The organism is Arthrobacter sp. N199823 (assembly GCF_002929705.1).
Lineage (GTDB): Bacteria > Actinomycetota > Actinomycetes > Actinomycetales > Micrococcaceae > Specibacter.
Window position 1 is genome coordinate 132,598 of the sequence record NZ_PJIN01000007.1, and the last position, 25,827, is coordinate 158,424.

The window sequence follows — 25,827 nt, forward strand, 5'->3', positions numbered from 1 at the left end:
ATAAATTGTGTCTGCCCTGAAAAGTCCTCATGGTTGTCCTTGTCGGGTAGAGATTGGAGTGCGCACATGGGCACCTTTACTGAGTCCGTCACCATGGAATGTTCCCCTGACGGGGAGCCTGTGCGGATGTGGTGGCGCGGGCTGTGCCACGAAATTGTTGCCAAACCCCAGAGCTGGTATCAGCGCCGCCCGTGGTGGCAGGACCATACGAGCCTGCGCCCGGGCGAAGGCGTGGGGTATGTGGACACTCAAATCTGGCGCTTGCAGATGGTCCGTGACGGCGAACCCGGGATCTTGACCATGGACGTGCTGCTGTACCGGCCCAGTCTGCGCTGGCGAGTCATTAAGGTTCACCCCCGGGTAGAGCGCGAAGTCACCGAAGCGGAGCCGGAATCCGAGGAGCCCGAGTTCCAGGAACCGGAGTGCCCGGAGCAGTTTCAGGAGACCGAATTATTGGCGGCGGGCACTGTGGAAAGTGAAGGCACTGCGGAGTGTGAAGACAGTGCGTAACTTCATTCACCTGCATGCCGCCACGGCCTTCAGCGCGCACTATGGTGTGTCCTGGCCCGAAGATTTGGCCCAGGCGGCCGCAGCTGACGGCGCCGATGCCCTGGCCATCACCGACAGAGACGGGCTGTATGGGGCTATCAAGCATGTCAAGGCGTGCATGGCTGCCGGTATTGATCCGATCCTCGGGGTTGATCTGGCTGTTGTAGAAGAAGGAGAGCGCGGCCCGGTAGTCACCGGAAGGGTTGTGGTGTTGGCTCATGGCGGGGCCGCCGGGCACCCTGGCGCGGGCTATGGGGCACTATGCCGGCTAATCTCTCTGGCGCACCACCAGCCCAAGCGGCCTGTGGGGCTGACACTTGAGCAGTTGGCCCAGGGCGTTGTTGACCCAGCGTCAGGCCACCCTGTGCTGACAGTGTTACTTGGTCCGCATTCTCCTGTGGGCCGGGCCATGGAAAGCCGCAAATATTTGCTTCCCCGAAGCAAATTCAGGCAGTGGCGCGAAGCCATGCCCGCAGGCTCCCTCGTGGCGGAAATTACCAGCCACTTAAACACCCCCGCAGCACCGCTGAGCACCACCCACGCTGTGCGTATGGTGAAGTTGGCGCATGAATTTGATGTGCCGGCGGTGTTGAGTAACGCCGTCCGCTATGCAGGACCCGAAGACGCCCCTGTGGCCGATGTCTTGGATGCCGCCAGAAACATTGCCCCCCTGGATCAACTGGCGGACCTGCAACCCACGGGGCAGGCATGGCTGAAAAGTTCCTCCGAGATGGAGAAAGTAGTGCGGGACATTGCGGACTACGGCGGCTACGGCACCTCCGGACTTCAGCAACTCTGGGCCAACACGGCACAACTGGCGGATAAGTGCCGTCTGGATCCGCACAAGGATCTGGGCTGGAAGCAGCCACGCACCCCGGAAAGCGATGTGCTTGGCCTGTTGCAACCCGCCCGCCAAGAACTGCAACAGCGCACAGAGTCAGCTCTTCTCCAACGCTTTACTGGGCTTTCTCCCAGCAAGCTAGAAAAAGCACGGGACAGGTTGTCGGTTGAGCTCGCCACCATCTCGAAGCTTGGCTTTGAATCGTACTTTCTCACAGTGGCTGAGGTCTCGGAAATGATCCGCACCATGGGGGTGCGCCGAGCCGCACGAGGTTCAGGTGCGTCGTCGTTAGTCAATTACTTACTCGGGATCAGCGCCGTGGACCCCCTAGCCAACGATCTCCTCTTTGAACGGTTCCTCTCCAATGACAGGGCTACCCTGCCCGATATTGACCTAGACGTGGAAAGCGCACAGCGGCACAACGTGTACCGGGCCATCTTTGAACGCTTCGGAGCCAAGCGGGTAACCCTGATGAGTATGCAAAACAGTTACCGGGCCCGGGGCGCCGTGCGGGATGCGGGCCTGGCGTTAGGTGTTGAGAAGGGTGAGATTGATCAGATCGCCAAGCAGCTGTGGCGCTTCTCGGCCGGATCCTTCCGGGAGGCACTGGAGGAAAAGCCGGAACTGCGTGAGCTGGCAGCCCATGTAAACCAGTCCCGCTATGCCACGGAGGGGGATGATGGGCCCGCACCCCAGTTGGATCTGCTGGTGGATATCACCCAACGGCTGGATAGTTTACCTCGGCACATCTCCATGCATCCGTGCGGAGTAATCCTGGGCGATTCCACCCTGCTGAACCGTACCCCCGTGCAGCCCAGTGGCATGGGCCTGCCCATGAGTCAGTTCGACAAGCACGACATGGACGCCATGGGCATGCTCAAGCTCGATGTCCTGGGCGTGCGCATGCAGAGCGCCATGGCCCATGCGGTGCGGGAGATCATCAAGTTGCACCCCTCACGTGAAGAGGTCGCCGCCCACGGTGGCCATGCGCCAGACGCTCCCTTTATAGGGGAGGACGGGGCCATTGACCTTGATGCCGTACCGCTCGACGACGAACCCACCTTTGAGCTGATCCGCAGCACCCACACGCTGGGGTGCTTCCAGATCGAATCGCCGGGTCAACGGGAGCTAGTAGGCAAGATGGCCCCCGCCGAGTTCAGCGACCTCGTCATTGACATTTCCCTGTTCCGCCCCGGACCCATGAAATCCAACATGGTCAAGCCCTTTCTGGAAAGCCGGGCCGGGTTCGCCAAACCGCACTACGCCCACCCGGACCTCATCCCGGCCTTGTCGGAAACGCACGGGGTGACTGTCTTCCATGAACAGGTACTGCGCACCTTCGCCACCATGACCGACTGCACCCTCTCCCGAGCCGACGAATTCCGGCGCGGGCTGGGGAACCCCGCCGTCGAACCGACCGTAGAACAGTACTTTAGGGACAAGGCAACGGCAAAGGGGTACACCGCCGCCGTCATTGAGGAGGTGTGGGGGACCCTGGCCGCCTTTGGAAGCTTCGGGTTCTGCAAAGCCCACGGGGCCGCCTTTGCCGTACCCACCTACCAATCGGCCTGGCTCAAGGCTCATCACCCGGCAGAATTCATGGCAGGACTCTGGGAACACGATCCTGGTATGTACCCGCGCCGCCTACTCGTCGCCGAAGCCCGGCGCATGGGCATCCCCATCCTGCCCCTGGACATCAACGCCAGCACCGGCGAGTACCACGCCGAACGCACGGATGCAGGGGACGGGACCCCCGGGGCCACTGGCGTCCGGCTGAGCCTCGCCGGGGTCTACGGACTCTCCGCCACGGAACTCAAACGCATCCTGGCCGGCCAGCCCTACAACTCCTTGGCGGAGCTGCGCGACCGGGCCAGACTCAGCCGGCCAACCCTGAAGCGGCTCGCCCAGCTGGGCGCCCTTGACTCACTGCACCGCCAAGCCAAAAGCCACACCTCAAACACGGCTAACCGCGCAGACCTGGTAGCCCACGTCAACAGCCTGCCAGCGCACCATGGAAGCAAACGCAAAGAACCTCTCCTCGGGCAGCTGGCACTGCCCATGGAGGATATAGAACTGGCTGCGCTCGCAGCCGAACACCCCGAGGCCGGGCTGGCCGAAACCGTGGCCACGGAGCTGGACCTGCTATCCCTGGATGTCAGCGGCCACCTCATGGAAAGTTATGCTCCGCTGCTGGACCGCCTCGGTGTGAGCCGCGCAGAGGCGCTCCTGGGACTGCGCAACAACAGTGAAGTTTTGGTGGCGGGGGTGCGGGTGGCCACCCAAACCCCGCCCATGAGGGGTGGAAAGCGGGTGGTGTTCATCAGCATTGACGACGGCACAGGTTGCGTGGACAGCACCTTCTTTACCGAGGCACAGGAGAAATCCGGGCCCTTGCTTTTTGGCACCCGCATGCTGCTGATTCGGGGACTGACCCGGCGCACCGGTCCCCGCGGCATCACTATCCAGGCTCTGGAGGCGTGGGACCTGCAAAATCTGCCGCCGGGCCCGGAGCGCCCGGGTTGGTTGCTGCCCCGGCAAACCGATACCATCGAAGAGGCCCACAGCAACCCCCGTATGTTGCTTGGATATGGGGCCATACATGACAAACAAGGAGTTACCAGTGCCAGTGGATTCACAGATCACCATTAATGTCGACGGCGAGACGACTACGGTGGCCACAGGCACCACCGGAGCGGAGCTGTTCTTTGAACGCCGCGACGTTGTTGTCATGCGCGTCGATGAGGTTTTAAAGGATCTTGCCGCCGTATTGGAAGACGGCGCCGCTGTGGAATCGGTCACCATTGATTCCCCCGACGGTCTGGATGTGCTCCGTCACTCCACCGCCCACGTCATGGCTCAGGCCGTTCAAGCGTTGCGCCCGGACGCCAAGCTTGGCATTGGCCCGTACATCACCGACGGCTTCTACTTCGACTTTGATGTGGCCGAGCCCTTCACGCCCGAAGACCTGAAGACCCTTGAGAAGATGATGCTCAAGATCGTCAACCAGAACCAGAAGTTCGCTCGCCGCGTTGTCTCCGAGGACGAGGCCCGCGTGGCCATGGCCAATGAGCCGTACAAGCTGGAGCTGTTGGGCAAGAAGAACGACGACGTGGCTGACGCCGCCGAAGGCGTCAATGTCGAGGTGGGTGCTGGAGACATCACCATCTACTCCAACATTGATCGCAAGAGCGGGGAAGAAATCTGGTGCGATCTGTGCCGCGGCCCGCACCTGCCCAACACGAAGCTGATCTCCAACGCCTTTGCGCTGACCCGCACCTCCGCCGCCTACTGGCTGGGAAACCAGAAAAACCAGCAGCTGCAGCGCATCTACGGCACGGCCTGGCCCACCAAGGACGCCCTGAAGGCGTACCAGGAACGCATTGCCGAAGCCGAGCGCCGCGATCACCGCAAGCTCGGTGTGGAACTGGACCTGTTCTCCTTCCCCGACGAGTTGGGCTCGGGTCTGCCGATCTTCCACCCCAAGGGCGGCATCATCCGCAAGGAGATGGAAGATTACTCCCGCCAGCGCCATGTGGAGGCCGGCTACGACTTTGTTTACACCCCGCACATCACCAAGGCCAACCTGTATGAGGTCTCCGGGCACCTTGACTGGTACCGCGATGGCATGTTCCCTCCCATGCATGTTGATGCCGAGCTGAACGAGGACGGCACGGTGCGCAAGCCCGGCCAGGATTACTACCTCAAGCCCATGAACTGCCCCATGCACAACCTGGTCTTCCGCTCCCGCGGACGCTCCTACCGTGAACTGCCGTTGCGCCTGTTCGAATTCGGTTCGGTGTACCGCTACGAGAAGTCCGGCGTGGTTCATGGTCTGACGCGCGTGCGCGGCATGACCCAGGACGACGCTCACATCTATTGCACCAAAGATCAGATGAAGGAGGAGCTCACCGAGACGCTGAACTTTGTGCTGTCTCTCCTGAAGGACTACGGCCTGGAGGACTTCTACCTGGAACTTTCCACCAAGGATCCGGAAAAGTTTGTCGGTGACGACGACGTCTGGGAAGAAGCTACCCGCACCCTGGAAGAAGTTGCCACTGAATCCGGTCTGAAACTGGTCGCCGATCCCGGAGGAGCCGCGTTCTACGGCCCCAAGATCTCCGTGCAGGCCAAGGATGCGCTGGGCCGCACTTGGCAGATGTCCACCATCCAGCTGGACTTCAACTTGCCCGAGCGTTTTGAGCTTGAATTCCAGGCTGCCGATGGCACACGCCAGCGTCCAGTCATGATTCACCGCGCACTGTTCGGTTCCGTGGAGCGCTTCATGGGCGTGCTGACAGAGCACTACGCCGGCGCTTTCCCGGCGTGGCTGTCCCCGGTTCAGGTCGTGGCCATCCCCGTGGCTGAGGCGTTCAACGATTACATGTTCGACGTCGTCGCGCAGCTGAAGAAGGCCGGCATCCGTGCCGAGGTGGACATCTCCAGCGACCGCTTCCCGAAGAAGATCCGTACGGCCAGCAAAGACAAGATCCCGTTCGTGCTGATCGCCGGCGGTGACGACGCCGATGCCAACGCAGTGTCCTTCCGCTTCCGTGACGGCAGCCAGGACAATGGCGTGGCCGTTGAAGAGGCCGTCCGCCGCATTGTTGAAGCAGTTCGGAACCGTACGGCGTGAGTGAACTAGGTGGGGCGTCACAGCCCGTTGTTGTCGATGATTTTGAACTCCCCGGGGTTCCTGACGCCTTCCAACGACTGTGGACGCCCCACCGGCTCGCCTATGTCAAAGGCGGGCAGGAGCAGGTCACCGGCAAACACGACTGCCCGTTCTGCGAGGCGCCCGAACGCAGCGATGAACAATCGCTCATTGTGCACCGCGGCGAGCTTGCTTTTGTGATCTTGAATCTGTTTCCATACAACCCGGGGCATATCTTGGTGTGCCCCTACCGGCACGTGCCCGACTACACGGACCTGACACTGGAGGAGACAGCGGAATTCGCGGCCCTCTCGCAGAAGGCGATGCGGGTGCTGCGCGCAGTCTCCAACCCCTCGGGGTTTAACCTGGGCATGAACCAGGGTGTCACAGGCGGTGCCGGTATTTCCGCGCACTTGCACCAGCATATTATTCCGCGATGGGGTGGGGACGTAAACTTCCTGCCCATCATTGCCGGCACCAAGGCCATCACCCAAACCCTCGGTGATGTCCGCGCGCAAGTGGCTGATGCCTGGAATAACACGGACCTAGGACAGTAATGCTCAACAAGTATGCCCGGGCACTTTTCGCCGCTATCTTTACCCCCATCGCGGCTCTGCTGGTGCGGCTGAAGGTCTCACCCGACGCCGTGACCATCATTGGCACCTTGGGTGTTGCTGCGGGCGCCTTGATCGGCTATCCGCTCGGCCAGCTGTTTTGGGGGACAGTGGTCATCACCGTCTTTGTGTTCTCCGACATCATTGACGGGCTCATGGCCAGGATGATTGGTCGCAAAGGCAACTGGGGAGCTTTTCTGGACTCCACCCTTGATCGGGTGGGGGACGGGGCGGTCTTTGCCGGCATCGTGGTGTGGTTCTACACCGGTGGCAACAACCACTTCATCGCAGCCATGGCGCTGACGTGCTTGGTGCTGGGCTCCATTGTCTCCTACGCAAAGGCACGGGCCGAAGGGTTGGGCATGACCGCAAATGTCGGCATCGCCGAGCGCTCAGATCGGCTCGTAGTCGTCCTCGTGGCGACCGGGCTGGTAGGCCTCGGGATCCCCGAAGCCGTGCTCGCCGTCGTCCTTGTCCTGCTAGCCGTCGCCAGCCTGGTGACGGTGTTCCAGAGGATGGGAACGGTCCGCCGTCAGGCCATGGAGGCGGTTATCTCGAACGGACAGTAACACTTGTTTTTATCCCCTCTGGGGGCCGGAATAGACTGACCGCACCCGTGAAACATGTCACGTATGCGGGTTTATGAATTATTCCGTTCCTTCCCAGAGGGGTTTTTTGTGTCTACACCTGAGGTAACACCTGTGACCGGCAGCAGCCGGGTTAAGCGCGGCATGGCCGACATGCTCAAGGGCGGCGTCATCATGGACGTGGTCAACGTTGAGCAGGCCAAGATCGCCGAAGATGCCGGCGCCGTAGCCGTCATGGCGCTCGAGCGGGTCCCCGCCGATATTCGCGCACAGGGTGGCGTGTCACGCGCCAGCGATCCGGACATGATTGACGCCATCATCGCCGCGGTGTCCATCCCCGTCATGGCCAAGGCCCGCATTGGCCACTTCGTTGAGGCGCAGGTTTTAGAGTCCCTCGGCGTGGACTTCGTGGATGAGTCCGAGGTGCTGACCCCGGCCGATTACGAGCACCACATCGACAAGTGGAACTTCAAGGTTCCCTTCGTGTGTGGCGCCACCAACCTCGGTGAGGCACTGCGCCGCATCAATGAGGGCGCTGCCATGATCCGCTCCAAGGGTGAGGCGGGCACCGGTGATGTCTCCAATGCCACGGGCCACATGCGCAAGATCCGCACGCAGATCGCTCAGCTGGCAGCCCTGCCCAAGGACGAACTCTATGTTGCCGCCAAGGAATTGCAGGCCCCGTACGAGCTCGTCAAGGAGGTTGCCGAGGCCGGCAAGCTCCCCGTGGTGCTCTTCACCGCTGGCGGCATTGCAACACCCGCTGACGCGGCCATGATGATGCAGCTCGGCGCCGACGGCGTGTTTGTTGGCTCCGGCATCTTCAAGTCCGGCAACCCGGCCCAGCGCGCGGCAGCCGTGGTCAAGGCCACCACGTTCTTCGACGATGCCTCCGTCATTGCTAATGTCTCCCGCGGACTGGGCGAAGCCATGGTGGGCATCAACGTGGCCGACATCCCCGAGCCGCACCGTCTGGCCGAGCGCGGCTGGTAGCCCCTCCAACGCCGCATCACTTTACGGCGTGTTTTTCGCGACGCTACATCACTTTACGGCGCCGCCGGCGTGCAAACGGTTGAGGGAGATTCTTTTCTCCCTCAACCGTTTGTGTTCCTGGCTCCTCCCAGCCAAGATTGACACCATGACGCTGCCCTTCGCCGGCCTTCTGGCCTACCCCATCACGCCCCTGAGGGACGACGACGAACTCGACTTAGCGTCTCTCGCTCACCTCGTGCGCAACGCGTCTTTCGCGGGCATATCAGGGGTGAGCGTGCTCGCCACTTCTGGTGCGGGGGTGACTTTTGACAGGGGTGAACGGCAAGCAGTAGTGCAAACTGCCGTGGAGTCAGCAGCCATGGTAGGTACCTCGGAAGGTTTGCGGGAATCCACCATGCCCGTGTATGCGGCGGTGAGCGCCCCGTCCACACTCGAGGTGGTACGCCTGGCGCAGGATGCGCAGAGTGCTGGAGCCTCCGGTCTACTGCTAGCCCCGTTTTCCTATTTGCCGCTTTCGGATACGGAAGTTCGTGCACTATTCCTGGCAGTCTCCGAAGCAACAACCCTGCCGATATGCTTTTACAACAAACCTATGCAGACGCACTTTGATGTCAGCCCCGTAACCCTTGCCTATTTGGCAAGCAATACCCACCTACGCGCGGTTAAGGACACCATGCGGCGCGAGGATGTCGTGGGCCGTGTTGGCGAGCTCAGGGCGGCCGTCGGGCCGGACTTTTCCATCGGACTCAGCTCCGATGTGCAGTTGCTGGACGAACGCCCAGATGTTGATGCCTGGCACAGTGGCCTGGCAGGGATGCTGCCGGGCGAGTACATCAACGTGTGGCGACTCGCCCAGGCAGGGGCGCCGCAGGGTGCCAGCCTGGCGCGGTTGCAGGCCATCGCGCACGCCCTGGCTGGCATGACTCACCCCATCGGCGCACTCCACGCCCTGTCCAACGTCATCGGTGTTCCGACGGCTGCGCCCCGGGGACCCTTTGCCGCCGCCACTCTGGAGGAAACCTGGCAGCTAAGCGCCGCAACTTACGGCTAGCCAGCTGCGCGAGCGTCGGGAATGGGCCGTAAAGTGATGCGGCGTTGCTGATAAACGGCCGTAAAGTGGTGCGGCGTTGCAGGGGGTTACTGGGGCGGGTGGAACCACCACGTCTGGCCTTTGCCGATGAGTTCGAATCCGCGGTTGCGGTAGAGCCGCTGACCGTCAGGGGTGGCGTTGAGCAACAAATGTTCCGCCCCGGCGTTGAACGCCGCCTCGGAGAGCGCATTGAGCAGGGCAGTCCCGAGCCCGGTACGGCGATGGTCTGGATCCACCACCATGTCAAAGATGCCCGCCAGGTGCTTGCCACCCAGTTGGTTCGGCGGCAAATACGCATAAGAGCGTCCCGCCCAGTTATCCGCGCTGCGAGCAGTGGCCAGCCACACTTGATCGTCCGTGAGGCAGGTCAAATCAACTCGGTCATCGGCACTCTCGCTGGCCGCCACCACGCTTTCTACATCCAGGGCGCGGGTCATCCACCAGGGCTGCCAGCCCCGCTCAAAACGGTAGGCCGGCAAGATCCCCTCCCGCACGGCAGCATTCATCCAAATGCCCACAGTGGCTGCGCCGCGGCGCTCGGCTTCGGCCAGCGCCGGTTGCAGGCCGGCGTCGGTAATTTCCTGGGGGAACATGCACAACATTTCACGGGTTTCCGGAAGCCACACCCAGTCCATGCGGTGCGTGGAAAAAGCCCGACCGCCAGTGGCCTCGGCCAAAGCGCGGAACCATGCGTGCTGCGTCCGTTGACAATCTGCAAGTGTCACCATGGGCCTAGATCAGCCCCCGACGAGCCAGCAGGGGAGCGGTATCTGCATCGCGGCCGGCAAAGTCCCTGAAAGCCTGCAAAGGGTCAACAGCGAAACCGCGGCGCAGCAACGTGGTGCGGAAGTGTTCACCGTTGGAACGGGTGAACCCGCCATTGGCCTTGAACCAGGCCACGGTATCGGCGTCGAGCACCTCGGACCAGATATAGGAGTAGTAGCCTGCAGCGTAGCCACCAGCAAAAATATGGTTGAAGTAGCCGGTCCGGTAGCGCGGCGGCACCGCCGGGAGATTGACTCCGGCAGCGGCCAAAGCTGCTGCCTCGAAAGCCAGTGGATCATCCACGGGTGCACCGGGAGCTAGTTCATGCCATGCCAAATCCAATAAGGTGGCGCCCAGGTATTCGGTGGTGGCGAACCCCTGGCCCCACAGTGCTGCGGCCTGAAGCCGCTCCGCCGTCCCCTCCGGCAAGGGTTCGCCCGTGCGGTAATGCTTGGCGTAGTTGGCCAGCACCTCAGGCCACAGAATCCACATCTCATTGACCTGTGACGGGTATTCCACAAAGTCACGAGGAACGTTGGTGCCGGAGAACCTCGGGTAGCGCACTGCGGAGAACAGTCCGTGCAAGGCGTGGCCGAACTCGTGGAAGCATGTCACCACCTCATCGAAGGTCAACAAGGTTGACTCCCCGGCGGGAGGCTTGGGAATGTTGAGGTTATTGACCACCACGGCCTGGGTGCCGTCAAGGAAAGACTGCTCCACGAAGGAGTTCATCCAGGCCCCGCCACGCTTGGTGTCACGGGTATAGAAGTCGCCCAAGAACAATCCCACCGTTGAGCCGTCGGCATTCTTGACTTCCCAAATTCGGACCTCAGGATGGTACCCGAGCAGATCGCTTCGGAGAGTAAAGCTCACGCCGTAGAGCTGGGTGGCTGCATAAAAGACGCCGTTCTCCAGCACCGAGTCAAGCTCAAACCAGGGGCGCAGCGCTGCAAGATCTACGCCGTATTCGTCCCGCCGGACCTGCTCGGAGTAAAACGCCCAGTCCCACGCTTCGATGGGATGTCCTGCCACGGCGGCCAGCTTGGCCTCCTCATCACGGGCATTGCGCACAGCAGCGGCGGTGATGGGGGAGAGCATGGCGTGCACGGCCGCCAAGGAAGGGGCAGTCTGCGGTTCAAGGGAACGCTCCGCCTCCGAGGCGAAACCGAGCAACGCGGCCTTCTCTGCCCGTAGCGATGCCATGACGGCGGCCAAGTCCAGCACATTTGAATCCCCTGAACCACTGCCCCGGCTCACCGAAGCGAGGTGGAGCTTGCGGCGCGTCTCCCTGTTCGTCAGCACCTCAAGGGCGGGCTGTGCCGTGGGCAAAATCAGTGTCAGCAGGTAGCCGTCAAGGTGACCTGCTGCGCGGGCTGCGGCCGCCGCCGTCGCCAGATCATCGTCGCTGAGCCCGTGGAGCTCGGCCACGTCCAGAACATGCACGGCCGCATCATTGCCGGCCTGCATGACATTCTGTGAAAACTCGGTACTGAGCGAGGATAGCTGACCGTTAAGTTCGCGCAAACGGTCCTGTGATGCGGCATCCAGCGCAACGCCGGCGCGCGTGAACGACTTGCGGTATTCATCGAGCAAGCGCAGCGATTCGGCATCCAGGCCCTCCGAAGGTACGGCGAGCATCCGCTCATACAACGGCGCATTGAGCAGCACCGTGTCCTCATGCTCGGCGAGCAGCGGGGCGAGCGTTGCCTCCAACGCCTGAACATCAGCTGTCCCATGGGAGCTGGCAATGTTGAAAAACACGTTCTGAACACGCGTCAGAATGGCCCCGCTACGCTCCATGGCGAGCACGGTGTTCTCAAACGTTGCCGCGGCGCGGTCGGCCGTAATGGACGCGATCTCCGCCAACTGTTGCGCAAATCCGGCCTGAAACGCGGGCAGGTAATGCGAGACGTCAATGGCGGCAAAGTCCGGCAGCTGGCACTCCAGCGTGCTGGCCTGCAAGAACGGCTTGGGTGAGTTTTCCTCGGTCATGCTTTGACTCTTTCATGGTTTAACCCAAGGACGACGGCGAAACGAGAGTTTCGCCGTCGTCCTTGGAAAGGTGCCGCTTGGGTTTCGGTGGCTTACTTCTGTGTGAACACGAGGGACATGGGAGTGGTCTCCGTGGTCTGGCCCTGCGGGTTGTCGCGGAAGATGTTCTCCAAAACCGTCTTGGACAGCGCTGTGTCGTGACCCAAGGCCACCACACCCAGATCATTCGCGTCCATGATGGCAGTTCCGGCAAATGTTGCGGCGTACTCGGCTGGAACCGAAGCCCGGACCAAAGCGCTCAGGCGGGCTGCAACGCCGTCAGGGTCAACCGGCGCGTACTTCACAGAGTGAGTGGAGGTGCCCACCTGGTAGCCGGCAGCGCCGTCGATCGCGTTGATGTTGTGGCCAACCACTTCATAGAACACGCCGGACTTGCCCTGCAGCTTGCCCACAACGGAGCGAGCGGAGGCGTACATGATCTTGGGCAGGCCCACCTCATCGATGGCCAACTGCATGGACCAGGGGCTGGCCAAGCCAATGCCACCGGGGTTGCGGGTGACGAACTTGGAGAAGAACCGGGCCGCATTGCTGACCTTGATGTCCCAGACAGGAATGGACCGTCCCTGGGTCATGGCCACAATCTTTTCCGAGAGGAACAGGTACCACGGGGTGTCCGCGGTGGCGGCGCCATGGTCCCCACCAGCGGCAGGCAGGCCGTCAAAGAAGCGCTTGACGAACTTCATGACCTCCGGGTCAAAGTCAGTTTCCTTGTAGAACACATCGGTGCGCAGCGGGTAGCGGCGGAACGTTCCGGCGTTGTCGGGCAGCGTGATGTCCAACTGCTTGTCGGCGTTGGGGATGTAATCGCTCTTGCCCACGATTCCGGCCTTGACCTCGGGTACATCGAAGAATTCACGCAGCCACAGTTCGGTGTTGATGAGGCGCCAGAACACCATGGTGGAACCGCCGCTCTTGCCGCTGAGGAGCTCCTCGAACGCGTAAATGACGGCATCCTGGTTCCAGTACGGGCGGTTGCCGAAGGAAGTGGACAGGAAGATCTCGTAGATCTTTTCCTTCATGTGCCCAAACCACTCCGCTTCCGGGGTGGTGAAACCGATCTTGTTCCGGCGGTTGCTGATCATTTCCGGCAGCAGCTCGCGGGTGGCGTCACGCAGGATGCGCTTGTTCCAGCCGCCCTTGATGATGGATTCATCGTCAAGGCTGAAGAGGAACTTCACCACTTCCTTGTCCAGGAACGGCACACGGCCCTCGAGGGAGAAGCGCATGGTGTTCTTGTCCTCGTAGCGCAGCACTGCCGGCAGGGACTTATGGAACAGGTCGTCGATCAGGCGCAGCTTCAAGTTATCCGGGATGTTGGAGAACTTCTCAGCCTTGTACTTGGCCGTGAACTTCTTGTTCAACAGCGCAGAAACGCCAACTTCCTTCTTGAAGCTGAGCTTACTCTGGATCCGGAACCGTGCCAGACGGAACAAGATGTCCGAGCTGGAGACCAATTCCTTGGCCAGCTTGGCGTTCTGACCGTTCTTCTTCAGCTGTCGCAGGTACGCGAAGTAGTAGGGGATGTAGCCGGCCATCATCTCGTCGGCACCCTGGCCATCGAGCAGAACGGTCACGTGCTTGGACGCTTCGCGCATGACCTGGTACTGGGCGTAGGGGCCCGAGGAGATGATGGGCTCCTCCATGGTGCGGATAAAGTCTTCCAGGTCATCCACAAATTCTCCCGGCTGGGGCAGAATCTTGTGGCTGATGACGTTGCCTTCACAACGGGCCAGTACGGCGTCGGCGTACTTTTCCTCATCATTGATGGAGTTGGGGAAAATAGCCGAGAACGTCTGCTGCTTGGCTCCGAGGGAGTCTGTGGCTGCGGCGTTCTCCTGCATCAATTTGTTGATGGTAACAACGACGGCGGACGAGTCCAGTCCGCCTGACAAGGCGGTACCCACGGGGACTTCAGACTGCAGACGCAGGCGAACACCTTCCGTGAAGCGTTCCCGGTATTCGTCAATGACGGCCTGGGAGTACGGGGTTTCAATTTTGGCCAGTTCGGCCAGTTCTTCCTTGAACCGCGTGTACGAGCTGATAGTGGCGGTTCCGGCCGGTCCGGCTGCCGTGTCCACGGTGTTCACAACCAGCTTCTCGCCGGGCATGAGCTTCTGTACGCCGGCGAAGAACGTGTTGGCTTCGTCGTCGTGGATCCGGAACTGCAAGTAGCGGTACAAGATCCGCTCATCGACCTCGGCGGTGATCTTGTTGCTGGCCAGCAGCGGCTTGATCTCGGAGCCGAACAGCAGTGTGGGCGCCTCAGCGGTGCCGGCAGTGGCGTAGTACAGCGGCTTGATGCCGAAGTGGTCGCGGGCCAGAACCAGACGGTTGTTCTTCCGGTCATGGATGGCGAAGCCGAACATGCCGTTGAACTTGTCAAAAGCGGCATCTCCCCACTCTTCGTAAGACTGCAGGACAACTTCGGTGTCCGACTTGGTGGAGAAGGTGCGTCCCAGCGCCTCAAGTTCGGCACGCAGCTCAAGGTAGTTATAAACCTCGCCGTTGTACACCAGTACGGTTTCACCGTCGGCGCTGAACATGGGTTCCTGGCCATGGGCCACGTCAATGATGGAGAGGCGTCGATGCGCCAGTCCTACGTTGCCCTGCGTGTAGATGCCCTCACCATCGGGGCCTCGATGCACCATGCAGGCATTCATCTCCTGCAACAGGGATTCATCGTCCCCATAACCGTAGTAACCGGCGATTCCGCACATACTTACTTACCTCATCTTTAGTACGTCAGTCCTGCGGTCAATGCTACTTGCTTGCGTCGGACTTCTTGCCCACCCAGCCCGGCGCGTGAGGGAAGTTAAAAGTGTGAGATAGCGCCCACATATGATGGGGACGTGACTTTTGACTCCACCATAAACACAGCAAGCGGGCCCACAGTAGGAATTTTGGCGCTGCAGGGAGATGTTCGCGAACACGCCCGCGCCATCGAAGCATGCGGCGGCAAGGCTGTTGCCGTGCGCCGCCCTGGCGAGTTGGCCGCCGTCGACGGTTTGATCATTCCAGGCGGGGAATCAACCACTATTGACAAGCTCACCAGGATCTTCGAGATGCGGGATCCGCTCCGTGAACGGATTGCCGCGGGATTGCCCGTGTACGGCAGTTGCGCTGGCATGATCATGCTGGCCAAGGACATTGCAGACCCCGCCACGGATATGGCAGGCAACCCTCAGCAGACCCTGGGCGGGCTGGATATCACGGTGCGCCGCAACGCCTTTGGCCGCCAAGTTGACTCCTTTGAAACGGAGCTCGATTTCACCGGTCTGGCTTCGGCCGGCCAACCCGAAACGCCCTTGCATGCCGTGTTCATTAGAGCGCCGTGGGTGGAGCGTGTGGGGGACGGGGTGCAGGTGCTCGCAAGCGTAACTCTGCCGGATGCTGCGCAAAACGCTAGGATTGATTCAGAAGTTCGTGCTGTCGCCGTTCGTTCACGGCATTTGCTGGCCACCTCCTTCCATCCGGAAGTGACGGGGGAGCGCCGCATCCATGAGCTATTTATTCGAATGATTAGAGGAGAAGCGTAACTATGTCAGGCCACTCCAAATGGGCAACCACCAAGCATAAGAAGGCAATTCTCGACAGCCGACGGGCGAAGTCGTTTGCCAAGCTCATCAAGACCATCGAAGTTGCTGCCCGCGGTGGCGGAGCCGACCTCCAAGGCAACCCGGCGCTGGAACTTGCCGTCTCCAAGGCAAAGAAGACCTCGGTTCCCGCCGACAACATTGACCGCGCCATCAAGCGCGGCGCCGGCCTGCTCGGCGACGCCGTCGATTACCAGACCATCATGTACGAGGGCTACGGTCCGGCCGGCTCAGCCATCTTGATTGAATGTCTGACAGACAACAAGAACCGGGCCGCCTCCGAGGTCCGTTTGGCCGTTGGCCGCAACGGCGGCAACATGGGCGATCCCGGTTCCGTTGCCTACATGTTTACCCGCAAGGGCATCGTGGGTCTGCCCAAGAATGATTTGACCGAAGATGATCTGCTCATGGCCGTCTTGGACGCCGGTGCCGAAGAGGTCAAGGATCAGGGCGATAACTTTGAAGTGATCTCCGATCCTCAGGACCTGCCGGCCATCCGCGCAGCCCTGACCGAGGCCGGCATTGAGTACGAATCCGACGAGGCTGGCTTTGTCCCCTCCATGCAGGTTGAACTCGATGTTGAGAACGCCCGCAAGTTCATGAAGCTCTACGACGCCCTGGAAGATCTGGACGACGTGCAGAACATTTACTCCAACGCCGACATGAGCGCAGAGGTTCTCGCCGCGCTTGACGAGGACTAGGAACTGCGTGTTTTAGGAGTTGACCCGGGCTTGACCCGGTGCGGGCTCGGCGTCGTTGACGTCGCCCCCAACCGCCAGGCCACCCTCGTGGGGGTCGGTGTGGTGGGAAGCTCGCATGAATTGAGCCTTGACGCCCGGCTGCTGGTAATCGCGGAAGCGGTTGACCAGTGGCTGGACGCGTTTAAGCCAGATGTTTTGGCCATTGAACGCGTCTTTGCCCAAACCAACCTCAGTACCGTGATGGGCGTGGCCCAGGTGTCCGGGGTGGTCATGGTTGCTGCTGCCCGGCGCGGGATCCCGGTGGCCATGCACACGCCGTCGGAAGTGAAGGCCGCTGTCACCGGTAATGGCCGCGCCGACAAAGCCAATGTCACGGCCATGGTCACCCGGCTGTTGCGCCTGTCTGAACCTCCCCGTCCCGCTGATGCTGCTGACGCCTTAGCGCTGGCCATTGCACATGCCTGGCGCAGTGGGAGCTCCGTGGGCAAGGACTCTGCAGGTACGACGGCGGCCCAGCAGCTTTGGCGTGATGCCGAAGCTAAGTCTCAAGTGAAGAAGAACAAGGAAAAGCCTGACGCCAAGTGGCGCTAGATGTTTAGTACGTATGTTCGATACAATGGGTAATAATGAACGTGGCCAGTCGGTCCGGTTTTTGTCAGGAGACGTAAGCAATGATCAGTTTTGTCCGTGGGCCGGTAGCTTCGCTTTCCTTGGCTCAGGCCGTCATCGACGTCAATGGCGTTGGCATGTTGGTGCATGCCACACCGAAAACCTTGGGCGGATTGCGGCTGGGGGAGGAGGCCACCCTCACCACAGCCATGATCGTGCGCGAAGACTCCATGACGCTTTTTGGCTTTGCCGACGCCGGTGAGCGGGAGGTCTTCGACACGCTCTTGACCGTCAGCGGCATTGGTCCTCGCCTGGCGCTTGCCATTCTCTCAGTGCTGGAACCGGAGAGCATCAGGATCGGTGTGGATACCGGCGATGGCAAGGTCTTTACCAAGGTTCCCGGCGTGGGTCCCAAGGTTGCCGGACGCATTGTTCTGGAGCTCAAGGGCAAACTCAAGCCGACAGGGGAGGCTGTGGCTGCTGCCCCTGCCGCAGCTGCCGCCATGGAATGGAAGGATCAGGTTGTGGCCGCCATGACCAGCTTGGGCTGGAATGAACGTGATGCGCTCAAGGCCATTGATGCCGCCGTCGCTGCCGAGCCCGACCTGGCCGAAGGCGCCAACGTGCCGGCCGTGCTGCGGGCAACCCTGCGATGGCTCGGTCAGGACCATACCCGAGCCAAGAGCGGTGTGCGCTAAAGCATGGCTGCCATGGATAATTCAATCCCGCTTCTGCCGGGTCAGATCAGTATTGGCAACGCCAGTGCTGGCCGAGGTGCCGGCATTGCCAATACCGATCCGGCCGCGCCCGTCGCCGAACCAGAGGAACGTGAGCTCGAAGCGGCTTTGCGGCCCAAAAACCTTGATGATTTTGTGGGTCAGGAACGGGTCCGCAAGCAGCTGGCTCTGGTGCTGGCAGCGTCGAAAATTCGTGGACGCAGCGCCGATCACGTACTGATGTCAGGTCCTCCCGGCCTCGGTAAGACCACCCTCGCCATGATTGTGGCCGCCGAGATGAACGCGCCCCTGCGTATTAGTTCAGGACCTGCCATTCAGCACGCCGGAGACCTGGCCGCAATTCTGTCCTCACTCACTGAGGGCGAAGTGCTGTTTTTGGATGAAATCCACCGCATGTCACGCCCGGCCGAGGAAATGCTGTACATGGCCATGGAAGATTTCCGTGTGGACATCATTGTCGGAAAAGGTGCCGGAGCCACGGCCATTCCCTTGGAGCTGCCGTCCTTCACCCTGGTTGGTGCTACCACCCGCGCCGGCTTGTTGCCGGGTCCGCTGCGCGACCGTTTTGGATTCACGGGGCATCTTGAGTTCTACTCGGTTGCCGAACTTGAACTGGTGCTGCGCCGTTCCGCAGGAATGCTGGATCTAAAGCTCACCAGCGCCGGATTCGCCGAAATTGCCGGCCGCTCCCGTGGCACACCACGCATCGCCAACAGGCTGCTGCGCCGCGTCCGTGACTGGGCGCTGGTCCATGGCATCGAATCCATCGATGCCCGCACCGCGTCAGCGGCCCTGGACATGTATGAGGTGGACGCCCGCGGCCTGGACCGCTTGGACCGATCCGTTCTTGAAGCCTTGGTCAATAAGTTCAACGGCGGGCCCATAGGTTTGTCCACGCTAGCCATCGCCGTGGGGGAGGAGCCTGAAACCGTGGAGACTGTGGCAGAACCGTTCCTGGTGCGCGAAGGTCTGTTGGGCAGAACCCCGCGCGGCCGCATCGCCATGCCATCGGCATGGGCCCACCTAGGGCTGAAAATGCCAGGCAACGCCGTTGCCGCTGCCATGATCCCCTTCGACGGAGATGACAACGACGTTTGAGATGGCGATGGTTGGGCACCGAGGTTACGGGCACAGAATGATGGAAGCGCCGCCGTCGACAGTTTTGAATTCCGCTCAGAGCGGCATATGTAGCGGCACAAACCCGTCAATTGAGGTTTTTTGCTGTCAATCTGTGTAGATATGCGCGGTTCTGGGTGGATTCTCATCTCGCGTCCAGCTTTACCCTCTAGACTGTTATGACGTCCGGCACGTTTGTTTCGAGCTGACTTGACCTTGAACTTTAAAGAATGGAAATCCAGCTGTGGCCTTGAGTAGTAATCTGACCAACAACTCCACCCTTGGGGGGTTCTCATGGACCCGATGAGTATTCTCTTGTTCGTCATGTTTGGACTGCTCATCTTCATGATGATGCGCAAGCAAAAGAAGGCCAAGGCTGCTGCTGCTGAAAAGCGTTCCAAGCTGGCCCCGGGTGTTGAGATCATGACCAACTTTGGCCTTTTCGGCAAGGTTCTTTCCATTGATACTGAGGAGAACAAGATCCTCATGGAAATCTCCCCCGGAACCACGGCAACCGTGCACAGCCAGACTGTTGCCAAGATCATCGAGCCTGCGGATGAGGTTGAGGCCATTGTTCCCGATGATGCATCGTCACTGACCTTGAACCTTGACAAGACCCCCGATGCTCCTGAGTCCGTAGAAGACTCTTTGGAACGTTTGAAGAACGAAAACAACAAAGACAACTAGCCTTATCCGGGTTGGCGGCTGCTGTACTGGGGACTTCCTTGGTGCAGCAGCATTGCCATGTTCACAATCCCGTGACCAATAGAAGGATCCCTTGATGGCACGAACAGGTCCGGCGTCAACAGCCCGCAGAACTCTTCTGTGGCTTGCGGCGCTCATTATTGCATGCACCCTGGCAGTAGGTGGGGGCGTCCTCGCTGGTGCCACCACTTGGGCGCCAAAGCTCGGCCTTGACCTTGAGGGCGGCACCCAGATGATTCTGGCGCCCAAGGTTGAAGGAACCAGCAATATCGCCGCTGAACAATTGGACCAGGCTGTGTCCATTATTCGCCAGCGTGTGGACGGTTCGGGTGTCTCTGAAGCCCAGATCTCCACGGAAGGCGGCCGCAACGTTGTTGTGAGCATGCCGGGTAAGCCCACGGATGAGGAGCGCAACCTCATCAAGGCTTCGGCCAACATGAACTTCCGCCCCGTCATTGCATCTACTGACGCTCCCAGTGGTGCCGTCCCGGAAGCTGAGCGAACTCCTGAGGCTGAGCTTCCGGTGCCCACCGCCGCCCCGTTGAATGCCAGCGATCCCAACTGGGTTGATGCGGCACTCATGAAGCAATTTGAAGCCACCAGCTGCATTAATCCGCTGACGGACCGCCCCACCACGTCGGATGCGGACAAGCCGATTGTCAGCTGTGAACCCGATACTGGCGTCAAGTACATTCTCGGTCCGGTGGAAGTTCCCGGCAAGTGGATCAAGACCGCGTCCTATGGTCTGCAGTCCGGTGCCCAGGGCGCTACAACCAACCAGTGGTCAGTTCAGCTGACCTTGGAAAAGCCGGAGGGTGCCGACGCGTTTAAGGCCGTAACACAGCGCTTGTATGCGAAGTATTTGGCCAACCCGAACGATCCTCAGGCTCGTTTTGCGATCGTTCTTGATGACAGCGTCGTTTCAGCGCCTGCTTCTCAAGCGGTCATCACTGACGGTCAGTCTTCCATCACCGGAAACTTCAACGAAGCCAGCTCCAAGGCTCTGGCCGATCAGCTGAAGTTCGGTTCGCTACCCATCAGCTTCGAGATTCAGAGCGAAGTTCAGATTTCTGCAACCCTCGGTTTGCAGCAGCTAGAAATGGGTCTATTGGCCGGCTTGATCGGTCTTGGCCTCGTGGTCATCTACTCGCTGTTCCAGTACCGGGCCCTTGGTCTGGTGACCATTTTCTCCTTGGTCATTGCAGGTGTCCTCACCTACTTGGCTATCGTCCTGCTGGGCTGGGCGGAAAACTACCGCCTGTCCCTGGCTGGTGTGGCCGGTATTATCGTGGCCATTGGACAGACCGCAGACTCGTTCATTGTGTACTTTGAACGCGTCAGAGATGAGCTGCGAGATGGTCGTGGGCTCGTTGCCGCCGTGGAGAACGGTTGGGCACGCGCCAAGCGCACCATCCTTGCTTCCAAGGCCGTCAACGTTCTTGCATCCCTGGTCTTGTACTTTGTCTCTGTTGGTAGCGTCAAGGGCTTCGCGTTCACGCTTGGTCTGACGGCCGTGGCTGACCTTATTGTGGTCTTCATGTTCACCCACCCCACACTGCAGTTGCTGGCACGCACCAAGTTCTTCGGTGAAGGCCACAGCTTCTCCGGTCTTGACCCGAAACAGCTGGGTGCTATTCCGCTGTACCGTGGCGCAGGACGTTTCCGCACTCCGGAAGAAACCGCAGCCGTGGTCAAGGGCAAGAACGTCCGTGCCGCGGGCGAAGCCGAACGCCGCCAAACCATCGCTGAGCGCAGGTTGGCTGCGAAGGAAGCAGAAATGGTTGGCAGCAAGGGCGCTGGGGCTGCACAGTCCGAGTCCAGTGACTCGAAGGAGAGCAAGTAATGAAGAGTTTCGCTACTTTCGGCAACGAGCTGTACACCGGTGAACGGTCCTACGAGTTCGTTGGAAAACGCAAGATTTGGTTCAGCATTGCTGGCGTCTTGGTATTGCTGTCCATCTTGTTCCCGCTGTTGGGTGGCGGGTTCAACTTCGGCATTGATTTCCGCGGCGGTTCCCAGTTCACTATCTCCGCGGTGACGCACACTGATGTTGCCATCGGTGAAGCGGCCGTTGCCGAGGCGGCCCCCGATACGGCGGCAGTAGTCACCAACGTGGCCGGCGACACCATGCAGGTGCAGACTGACAGGCTCAGCGATGACCAGACTCTGGCCGTCAAGGATGCCTTGAAGTCCGCTTATGGTGTCACTGAGGACCACATCACTTCCACGTTTGTTGGTCCCAGCTGGGGCCAGGATGTCTCTCGCCAGGCCATCATCGGCTTCATCGTGTTTGTCCTGTTGGCCACCGTCTTGATGGCTCTGTACTTCAGGACCTGGCGCATGTCCATTGCGGCCATGGTGGGCATGCTGGTGGTTATGGTGGTCACAGCGGGCATTTACGCCGTGTCCGGTTTCGAGGTCACGCCGTCGGCCATCATCGGCTTCCTGACAATCTTGAGCTATTCCCTGTATGACACGGTGGTGGTGTTTGACAAGATTCGAGAAAACACGGTGGACATCACCAAGTCCGAGCGCCGGACCTTTGCCGAGGAGGTCAACCTCGCGGTGAACCAGACCCTGGTGCGCTCCATCAACACCATGATGGTGGCCGTGCTGCCGGTGGCATCCATTCTATTCATCGGTGCACTCCTGCTCGGTGCTGGAACCCTGCGCGACCTCTCGCTGGCCTTGTTCATCGGAATTATTGTGAGCACCTTCTCCACGATCTTCGTGGCAGCTCCCATGTACTCATGGCTGCGCGAGCGTGAACCTGCTCTGGCCAAACAGGCCAAAAAGGTGCAACAGCGCCGCGCCAATGACGCAGTTGCCGTGTCCACTACGGCTTAGGGATCCGCCACTGAAGTTTCTGCGGCACCCAACAGGGCCGGGGTCGAATGCCAAGCATTCGACCCCGGCCCTGTTTTGGTCAATATTGCTCTGCCGGGCACCTTAGACTGGGTTAATGCCCCGGCGCAGGGGCGCACAGGACGTACGTGTGTGAGGGAGGTAATGCGTTGAACGATGAATCGCCCTCGAATGAGCTAGCGACAGATTCCGGCGTGAAAGCGCAGCCCACCGGTGAAGGTTCCGGTCAGCGGCCTGCAGATATTCGGCCCACCTTTCCAGGTCGCCGTGAACGCACTAGGTCACGCCTAGCCCGCCTCACCGGCTGGTCCACGGAAAGCTACTCACCCATCCTGGAGCCTTTGTTGCGCATTGTGCGCGCCAAGAACCCCAAAGAAGACCTGGACCTGCTCCAGCGCGCCTTCGTCATTGCCGAAAAGTACCACGACGGCCAAAAGCGCAAGAGTGGAGATCCCTACATCACCCACCCGGTGGCCGTGGCCACTATCTTGGCTGAAATGGGTCTGAGCGGCAGCACCTTGGCCGCAGCACTGCTGCATGACACGGTGGAAGACACTCCCTACACCCTGGCCGAGTTGGAACGTGACTTCGGCAAGGAAATCACCTTGCTGGTGGACGGCGTCACCAAATTGGACAAGGTTGATTACGGCGAGGCCGCGCAAGCCGAAACGCTGCGCAAGATGGTCATCGCGATGTCTAAGGACATCAGGGTGCTTGTCATTAAACTGGCTGACAGGCTACATAACGCGCGTACCTGGCGTTTTGTCTCAGCCCAGTCGTCGAGTAAGAAAGCCCGGGAAACCCTGGATATTTTTGCTCCGCTAGCCCACCGCCTTGGCATGAATGCCATGAAGTGGGAATTGGAGGAGCTCTCCTTCGCTGCCTTGTACCCGAAGGTGTATGAGGAAATAGTTCGTATGGTCCAGGACCGCTCACCCGAGCGTGAAAAGCAGCTGGGTTTGATCCGCCGTGAACTGCTTGACGTTTTGCGTGTCACCAAGATCAAGGGTGAAATCAGCGGCCGGCCCAAGCACTACTACTCCATCTATCAAAAGATGGTGGTTCGTAAAAAAGAATTCGATGACATTAACGACCTCATTGGGGTCCGGGTCTTGGTGGAGACAGTGGGGGACTGCTACGCCATGCTGGGCGAGGTCCACTCACTCTGGACGCCCTTGGTGGGACGCTTCAAGGATTACATCGCGCTGCCCAAATTCAACATGTACCAGTCACTGCACACCACGGTTCTGGGTCCCGGCGGCAAGCTTGTGGAAATTCAGATTCGTACCCGAGAAATGCACCAGCGGGCTGAATATGGTGTAGCAGCGCATTGGATGTACAAGAGCGGCAATAAGGTACCAGCTGGCACCAATCAGGACGATATGAGCTGGCTGCGTTCACTTATGGACTGGCAGCGGGAGACAGTGGATCCGGGCGAGTTCCTGGACTCCATGCGCTTTGAAATGAACGCCAAAGAAGTGTATGTCTTCACGCCCAAGGGCAAGGTGGTGGCGCTGCCTGCCGGGGCAACCCCCGTGGACTTCGCATACTCCGTGCATACCGAAGTGGGGCACCGGACTATTGGCGCCCGCGTCAACGGAAAACTGGTGCCACTGAACAGTGAACTTTCCAACAGTGACACCGTGGAGATCTTCACCAACAAGGCTGAAGGAGCCGGTCCCAGCCAGGACTGGCAGAACTTCGTCAAGAGCCCCCGGGCCAGAAATAAGATCCGTCAGTGGTTCACCAAGGAACGCCGTGACGAGTCCATTGAAAAGGGCAAGGAACTCCTCACAAAGGCCATGCGGAAGGCGAATCTGCCCCTGCAGAAAATGATGACCCATGACGCCCTCATGGCTGTGACCGAGCACTTCCACTATCAAGACATAGCTGGTCTCTACGCAGCTGTGGGGGACGGGTATACCTCCGCCCAGTCAGTGGTGGAGCGACTCCGCGACGTGATGGGTGTGGCCGATGTTGAAGAAGTTGCCCCGCCGTTGGAAACTCGTATTTCCAATGCCCGGTCAAGGATTTCAAACTCCGGAGTCATCGTCCACGGCGTGGATGATGTCCTGGTGAAACTGGCCAGGTGCTGCACTCCGGTGCCGCCGGATCCCATCTCAGGTTTTGTCACGAAGGGCTCGGGTATTTCCGTGCATCGCCGCGACTGCCCCAACCTGCTGCATCTCAAACTTGAGCCGGACAAGCTGGTCGAGGTTGATTGGGCCCCCACACAATCGGGAGTTTTCCTGGTGGAGATTCAAGTCGAAGCGCTGGACCGCAAGAGCCTGCTCTCCGACGTGACCCGAGTCTTGGCGGAGAGTCATGTGAACATTCTGGCAGCCAGCGTCAACACCAGCACCAACCGTGTTGCCATCTCCAAGTTCGCGTTCGAAATGGGCGACCCCAAGTACCTGGACCACGTCCTGAACGCGGTGCGACGCATCGACGGCGTGTACGACGTTTACCGGGCCACCGGCTCCCAGCGCCGCGCGTAGAGTAGAGTTTCGGTTCCCATCTCAGGGCTAATTCTGGTGTCTGCCAGCGCTGCGCCTAGCATTCGGGCTCCGCTGTCGGCGGAGCCAGAAGCGGGGCAAGGAACGCTTGGAGCATGGCGGTCTGCTCTGCGGGGTTCAGGGCCGCGCCCTCGAGGTCGCGGAACATGCCCTCCTCAAGGGAACGGCTCGCGGGGTCTTCGAGCATTGACTGCACGAGGGCCTGGCCGCGGAGCTTGCCGGGGACGTGCGGCGCTCCTGCGAGTGCGTGGAGAATACGCTCGAGCGGACACCCCAGGGCAGGCTCCCCGGCGAGGGCGGCCAAGACAGGGCGAGCCAGGGCTTCCGGTGCGCTTCGGGCAACATCCAACGCCGTGCGCAGTCCGTCGGTTAGCTGTGTGGTCTCCAAGGTGAGCACGCAGGGTGCGTCCAACTGGACCTGTCGCACCGAGCAGCCGCTACGGCGGGGCAGCGAGGCACTGTTGCCGTCATTGTCCACCAGCAGGGCGATCTCTCCCGGCGGTGGAGCGCAACCGTACACCCACGCCGCCGTGAGCTGGCTCAGCACTGCCCGGTGGCTCAGAAACGCAGGGATGTGATGTGCCAGCGCCGCCGCCCGCACGGCAGGGGTTTCAGGAAGCGAGGATGGCCGGAAAACCTGACCAAAAACGTGGCTCAGAACTCCGTCCATGGCCATGGCGGACAGCTCGGAGAAGATGAAGAGGGTTCCCGGCGCCAGAAGCGTCTCGGTCTGTAGATTGGTGGGGCTTGCTTGGCTCGTTGAGCCTGTTGGGATTGTCATCCCTCAAGCGTGCACCGCCTTGCGGCGAAGAAAAAGACCCCCGGGCTAGGCTGTGGACAACC

General features: G+C 60.5%; 20 protein-coding genes. 16 read left to right on the plus strand and 4 right to left on the minus strand.

Annotated features, from left to right (window positions below; all coding sequences use genetic code 11):
- Positions 1-66 precede the first annotated feature (66 nt).
- The 7 genes from CXQ93_RS15120 to CXQ93_RS15150 all read left to right on the plus strand — a co-directional run bounded on the left by CXQ93_RS15120 (position 67) and on the right by CXQ93_RS15150 (position 9,286).
- The gene (locus tag CXQ93_RS15120) at positions 67-510 is read left to right on the plus strand and encodes a hypothetical protein (RefSeq protein WP_104111256.1); all 444 of its coding nucleotides are present in this window, start codon (positions 67-69) and stop codon (positions 508-510) included.
- Complete coding sequence (locus CXQ93_RS15125; protein ID WP_258069035.1) at positions 494-4,039, plus strand: DNA polymerase III subunit alpha; 3,546 nt, start codon at positions 494-496, stop codon at positions 4,037-4,039. Before CXQ93_RS15120 ends, CXQ93_RS15125 begins: the two co-directional genes overlap by 17 nt.
- Positions 4,017-6,023 carry a threonine--tRNA ligase gene (gene thrS / locus CXQ93_RS15130; RefSeq protein ID WP_374953419.1) on the plus strand — a complete coding sequence of 669 codons (2,007 nt, stop codon included), beginning with the start codon at positions 4,017-4,019 and terminating at the stop codon, positions 6,021-6,023. Before CXQ93_RS15125 ends, thrS begins: the two co-directional genes overlap by 23 nt.
- Entirely contained in the window at positions 6,020-6,598 is a 579-nt protein-coding gene (locus CXQ93_RS15135) for an HIT domain-containing protein (RefSeq protein ID WP_104111258.1), read from the plus strand. Before thrS ends, CXQ93_RS15135 begins: the two co-directional genes overlap by 4 nt.
- A complete protein-coding gene (gene pgsA, locus CXQ93_RS15140) occupies positions 6,598-7,224 on the plus strand; it encodes a phosphatidylinositol phosphate synthase (RefSeq protein WP_104111259.1) in 627 nt (208 codons plus the stop codon). Before CXQ93_RS15135 ends, pgsA begins: the two co-directional genes overlap by 1 nt.
- Before the next feature lie 108 nt (positions 7,225-7,332).
- Positions 7,333-8,235, plus strand: a complete 903-nt coding sequence (pdxS, locus tag CXQ93_RS15145) for a pyridoxal 5'-phosphate synthase lyase subunit PdxS (protein WP_104111260.1) — start codon at positions 7,333-7,335, stop codon at positions 8,233-8,235.
- 145 nt (positions 8,236-8,380) lie between these two features.
- Positions 8,381-9,286 carry a dihydrodipicolinate synthase family protein gene (locus tag CXQ93_RS15150; RefSeq protein WP_181036178.1) on the plus strand — a complete coding sequence of 302 codons (906 nt, stop codon included), beginning with the start codon at positions 8,381-8,383 and terminating at the stop codon, positions 9,284-9,286.
- Between the two features lie 86 nt (positions 9,287-9,372).
- Here CXQ93_RS15150 and CXQ93_RS15155 read toward each other — a convergent pair whose 3' ends face one another.
- The 3 genes from CXQ93_RS15155 to asnB all read right to left on the minus strand — a co-directional run bounded on the left by CXQ93_RS15155 (position 9,373) and on the right by asnB (position 14,859).
- Entirely contained in the window at positions 9,373-10,053 is a 681-nt protein-coding gene (locus CXQ93_RS15155) for an N-acetyltransferase (RefSeq protein ID WP_104111262.1), read from the minus strand.
- A 4-nt stretch (positions 10,054-10,057) separates the two neighbouring features.
- Positions 10,058-12,082, minus strand: coding sequence for a M3 family metallopeptidase (locus CXQ93_RS15160; RefSeq protein WP_104111263.1), 2,025 nt, complete (start codon positions 12,080-12,082; stop codon positions 10,058-10,060).
- 92 nt (positions 12,083-12,174) lie between these two features.
- The gene (asnB, locus tag CXQ93_RS15165) at positions 12,175-14,859 is read right to left on the minus strand and encodes an asparagine synthase (glutamine-hydrolyzing) (protein WP_104111264.1); all 2,685 of its coding nucleotides are present in this window, start codon (positions 14,857-14,859) and stop codon (positions 12,175-12,177) included.
- A gap of 132 nt (positions 14,860-14,991) precedes the next feature.
- Between asnB and pdxT the strand changes: the two genes are divergently transcribed.
- From pdxT to CXQ93_RS15210, 9 genes are all read left to right on the plus strand, one after another.
- Positions 14,992-15,678, plus strand: coding sequence for a pyridoxal 5'-phosphate synthase glutaminase subunit PdxT (pdxT, locus tag CXQ93_RS15170; protein ID WP_104111265.1), 687 nt, complete (start codon positions 14,992-14,994; stop codon positions 15,676-15,678).
- 2 nt (positions 15,679-15,680) lie between these two features.
- Complete coding sequence (locus tag CXQ93_RS15175) at positions 15,681-16,436, plus strand: YebC/PmpR family DNA-binding transcriptional regulator (protein WP_104111266.1); 756 nt, start codon at positions 15,681-15,683, stop codon at positions 16,434-16,436.
- 3 nt (positions 16,437-16,439) lie between these two features.
- Positions 16,440-17,027, plus strand: a complete 588-nt coding sequence (gene ruvC, locus CXQ93_RS15180) for a crossover junction endodeoxyribonuclease RuvC (RefSeq protein ID WP_104111267.1) — start codon at positions 16,440-16,442, stop codon at positions 17,025-17,027.
- A gap of 80 nt (positions 17,028-17,107) precedes the next feature.
- Positions 17,108-17,743, plus strand: coding sequence for a Holliday junction branch migration protein RuvA (gene ruvA / locus CXQ93_RS15185; protein ID WP_104111268.1), 636 nt, complete (start codon positions 17,108-17,110; stop codon positions 17,741-17,743).
- Between the two features lie 12 nt (positions 17,744-17,755).
- Positions 17,756-18,880 carry a Holliday junction branch migration DNA helicase RuvB gene (gene ruvB / locus CXQ93_RS15190; RefSeq protein ID WP_374953417.1) on the plus strand — a complete coding sequence of 375 codons (1,125 nt, stop codon included), beginning with the start codon at positions 17,756-17,758 and terminating at the stop codon, positions 18,878-18,880.
- Positions 18,881-19,201: 321 nt separating this feature from the next.
- Positions 19,202-19,585, plus strand: a complete 384-nt coding sequence (yajC, locus tag CXQ93_RS15195) for a preprotein translocase subunit YajC (protein WP_104111269.1) — start codon at positions 19,202-19,204, stop codon at positions 19,583-19,585.
- A gap of 94 nt (positions 19,586-19,679) precedes the next feature.
- Positions 19,680-21,446 carry a protein translocase subunit SecD gene (secD, locus tag CXQ93_RS15200; protein ID WP_104111270.1) on the plus strand — a complete coding sequence of 589 codons (1,767 nt, stop codon included), beginning with the start codon at positions 19,680-19,682 and terminating at the stop codon, positions 21,444-21,446.
- Positions 21,446-22,450: a protein translocase subunit SecF gene (gene secF / locus CXQ93_RS15205; RefSeq protein ID WP_104111271.1), complete on the plus strand. Its 1,005-nt coding sequence runs from the start codon at positions 21,446-21,448 to the stop codon at positions 22,448-22,450. Before secD ends, secF begins: the two co-directional genes overlap by 1 nt.
- A gap of 212 nt (positions 22,451-22,662) precedes the next feature.
- The gene (locus tag CXQ93_RS15210) at positions 22,663-24,966 is read left to right on the plus strand and encodes a bifunctional (p)ppGpp synthetase/guanosine-3',5'-bis(diphosphate) 3'-pyrophosphohydrolase (protein ID WP_308470631.1); all 2,304 of its coding nucleotides are present in this window, start codon (positions 22,663-22,665) and stop codon (positions 24,964-24,966) included.
- A gap of 55 nt (positions 24,967-25,021) precedes the next feature.
- Here the strand turns inward: CXQ93_RS15210 and CXQ93_RS15215 are convergent, their stop codons facing one another.
- On the minus strand, positions 25,022-25,765 hold the full coding sequence (locus CXQ93_RS15215) for a hypothetical protein (protein WP_104111273.1): 744 nt from the start codon (positions 25,763-25,765) through the stop codon (positions 25,022-25,024).
- Positions 25,766-25,827 lie beyond the last annotated feature (62 nt).

Excerpts from the sequence above, each read along its gene's own strand:
- CXQ93_RS15120 (WP_104111256.1), top strand. The coding sequence starts at position 67 with ATGGGCACCTTTACTGAGTCCGTCACCATGGAATGTTCCCCTGACGGG.
- pgsA (WP_104111259.1), top strand. The coding sequence starts at position 6,598 with ATGCTCAACAAGTATGCCCGGGCACTTTTCGCCGCTATCTTTACCCCC.
- CXQ93_RS15150 (WP_181036178.1), top strand. The coding sequence starts at position 8,381 with ATGACGCTGCCCTTCGCCGGCCTTCTGGCCTACCCCATCACGCCCCTG.
- CXQ93_RS15155 (WP_104111262.1), bottom strand. The coding sequence starts at position 10,053 with ATGGTGACACTTGCAGATTGTCAACGGACGCAGCACGCATGGTTCCGC.
- CXQ93_RS15160 (WP_104111263.1), bottom strand. The coding sequence starts at position 12,082 with ATGACCGAGGAAAACTCACCCAAGCCGTTCTTGCAGGCCAGCACGCTG.
- asnB (WP_104111264.1), bottom strand. The coding sequence starts at position 14,859 with ATGTGCGGAATCGCCGGTTACTACGGTTATGGGGACGATGAATCCCTG.
- CXQ93_RS15175 (WP_104111266.1), top strand. The coding sequence starts at position 15,681 with ATGTCAGGCCACTCCAAATGGGCAACCACCAAGCATAAGAAGGCAATT.
- ruvA (WP_104111268.1), top strand. The coding sequence starts at position 17,108 with ATGATCAGTTTTGTCCGTGGGCCGGTAGCTTCGCTTTCCTTGGCTCAG.
- ruvB (WP_374953417.1), top strand. The coding sequence starts at position 17,756 with ATGGATAATTCAATCCCGCTTCTGCCGGGTCAGATCAGTATTGGCAAC.
- yajC (WP_104111269.1), top strand. The coding sequence starts at position 19,202 with ATGAGTATTCTCTTGTTCGTCATGTTTGGACTGCTCATCTTCATGATG.
- secD (WP_104111270.1), top strand. The coding sequence starts at position 19,680 with ATGGCACGAACAGGTCCGGCGTCAACAGCCCGCAGAACTCTTCTGTGG.
- secF (WP_104111271.1), top strand. The coding sequence starts at position 21,446 with ATGAAGAGTTTCGCTACTTTCGGCAACGAGCTGTACACCGGTGAACGG.
- CXQ93_RS15215 (WP_104111273.1), bottom strand. The coding sequence starts at position 25,765 with ATGACAATCCCAACAGGCTCAACGAGCCAAGCAAGCCCCACCAATCTA.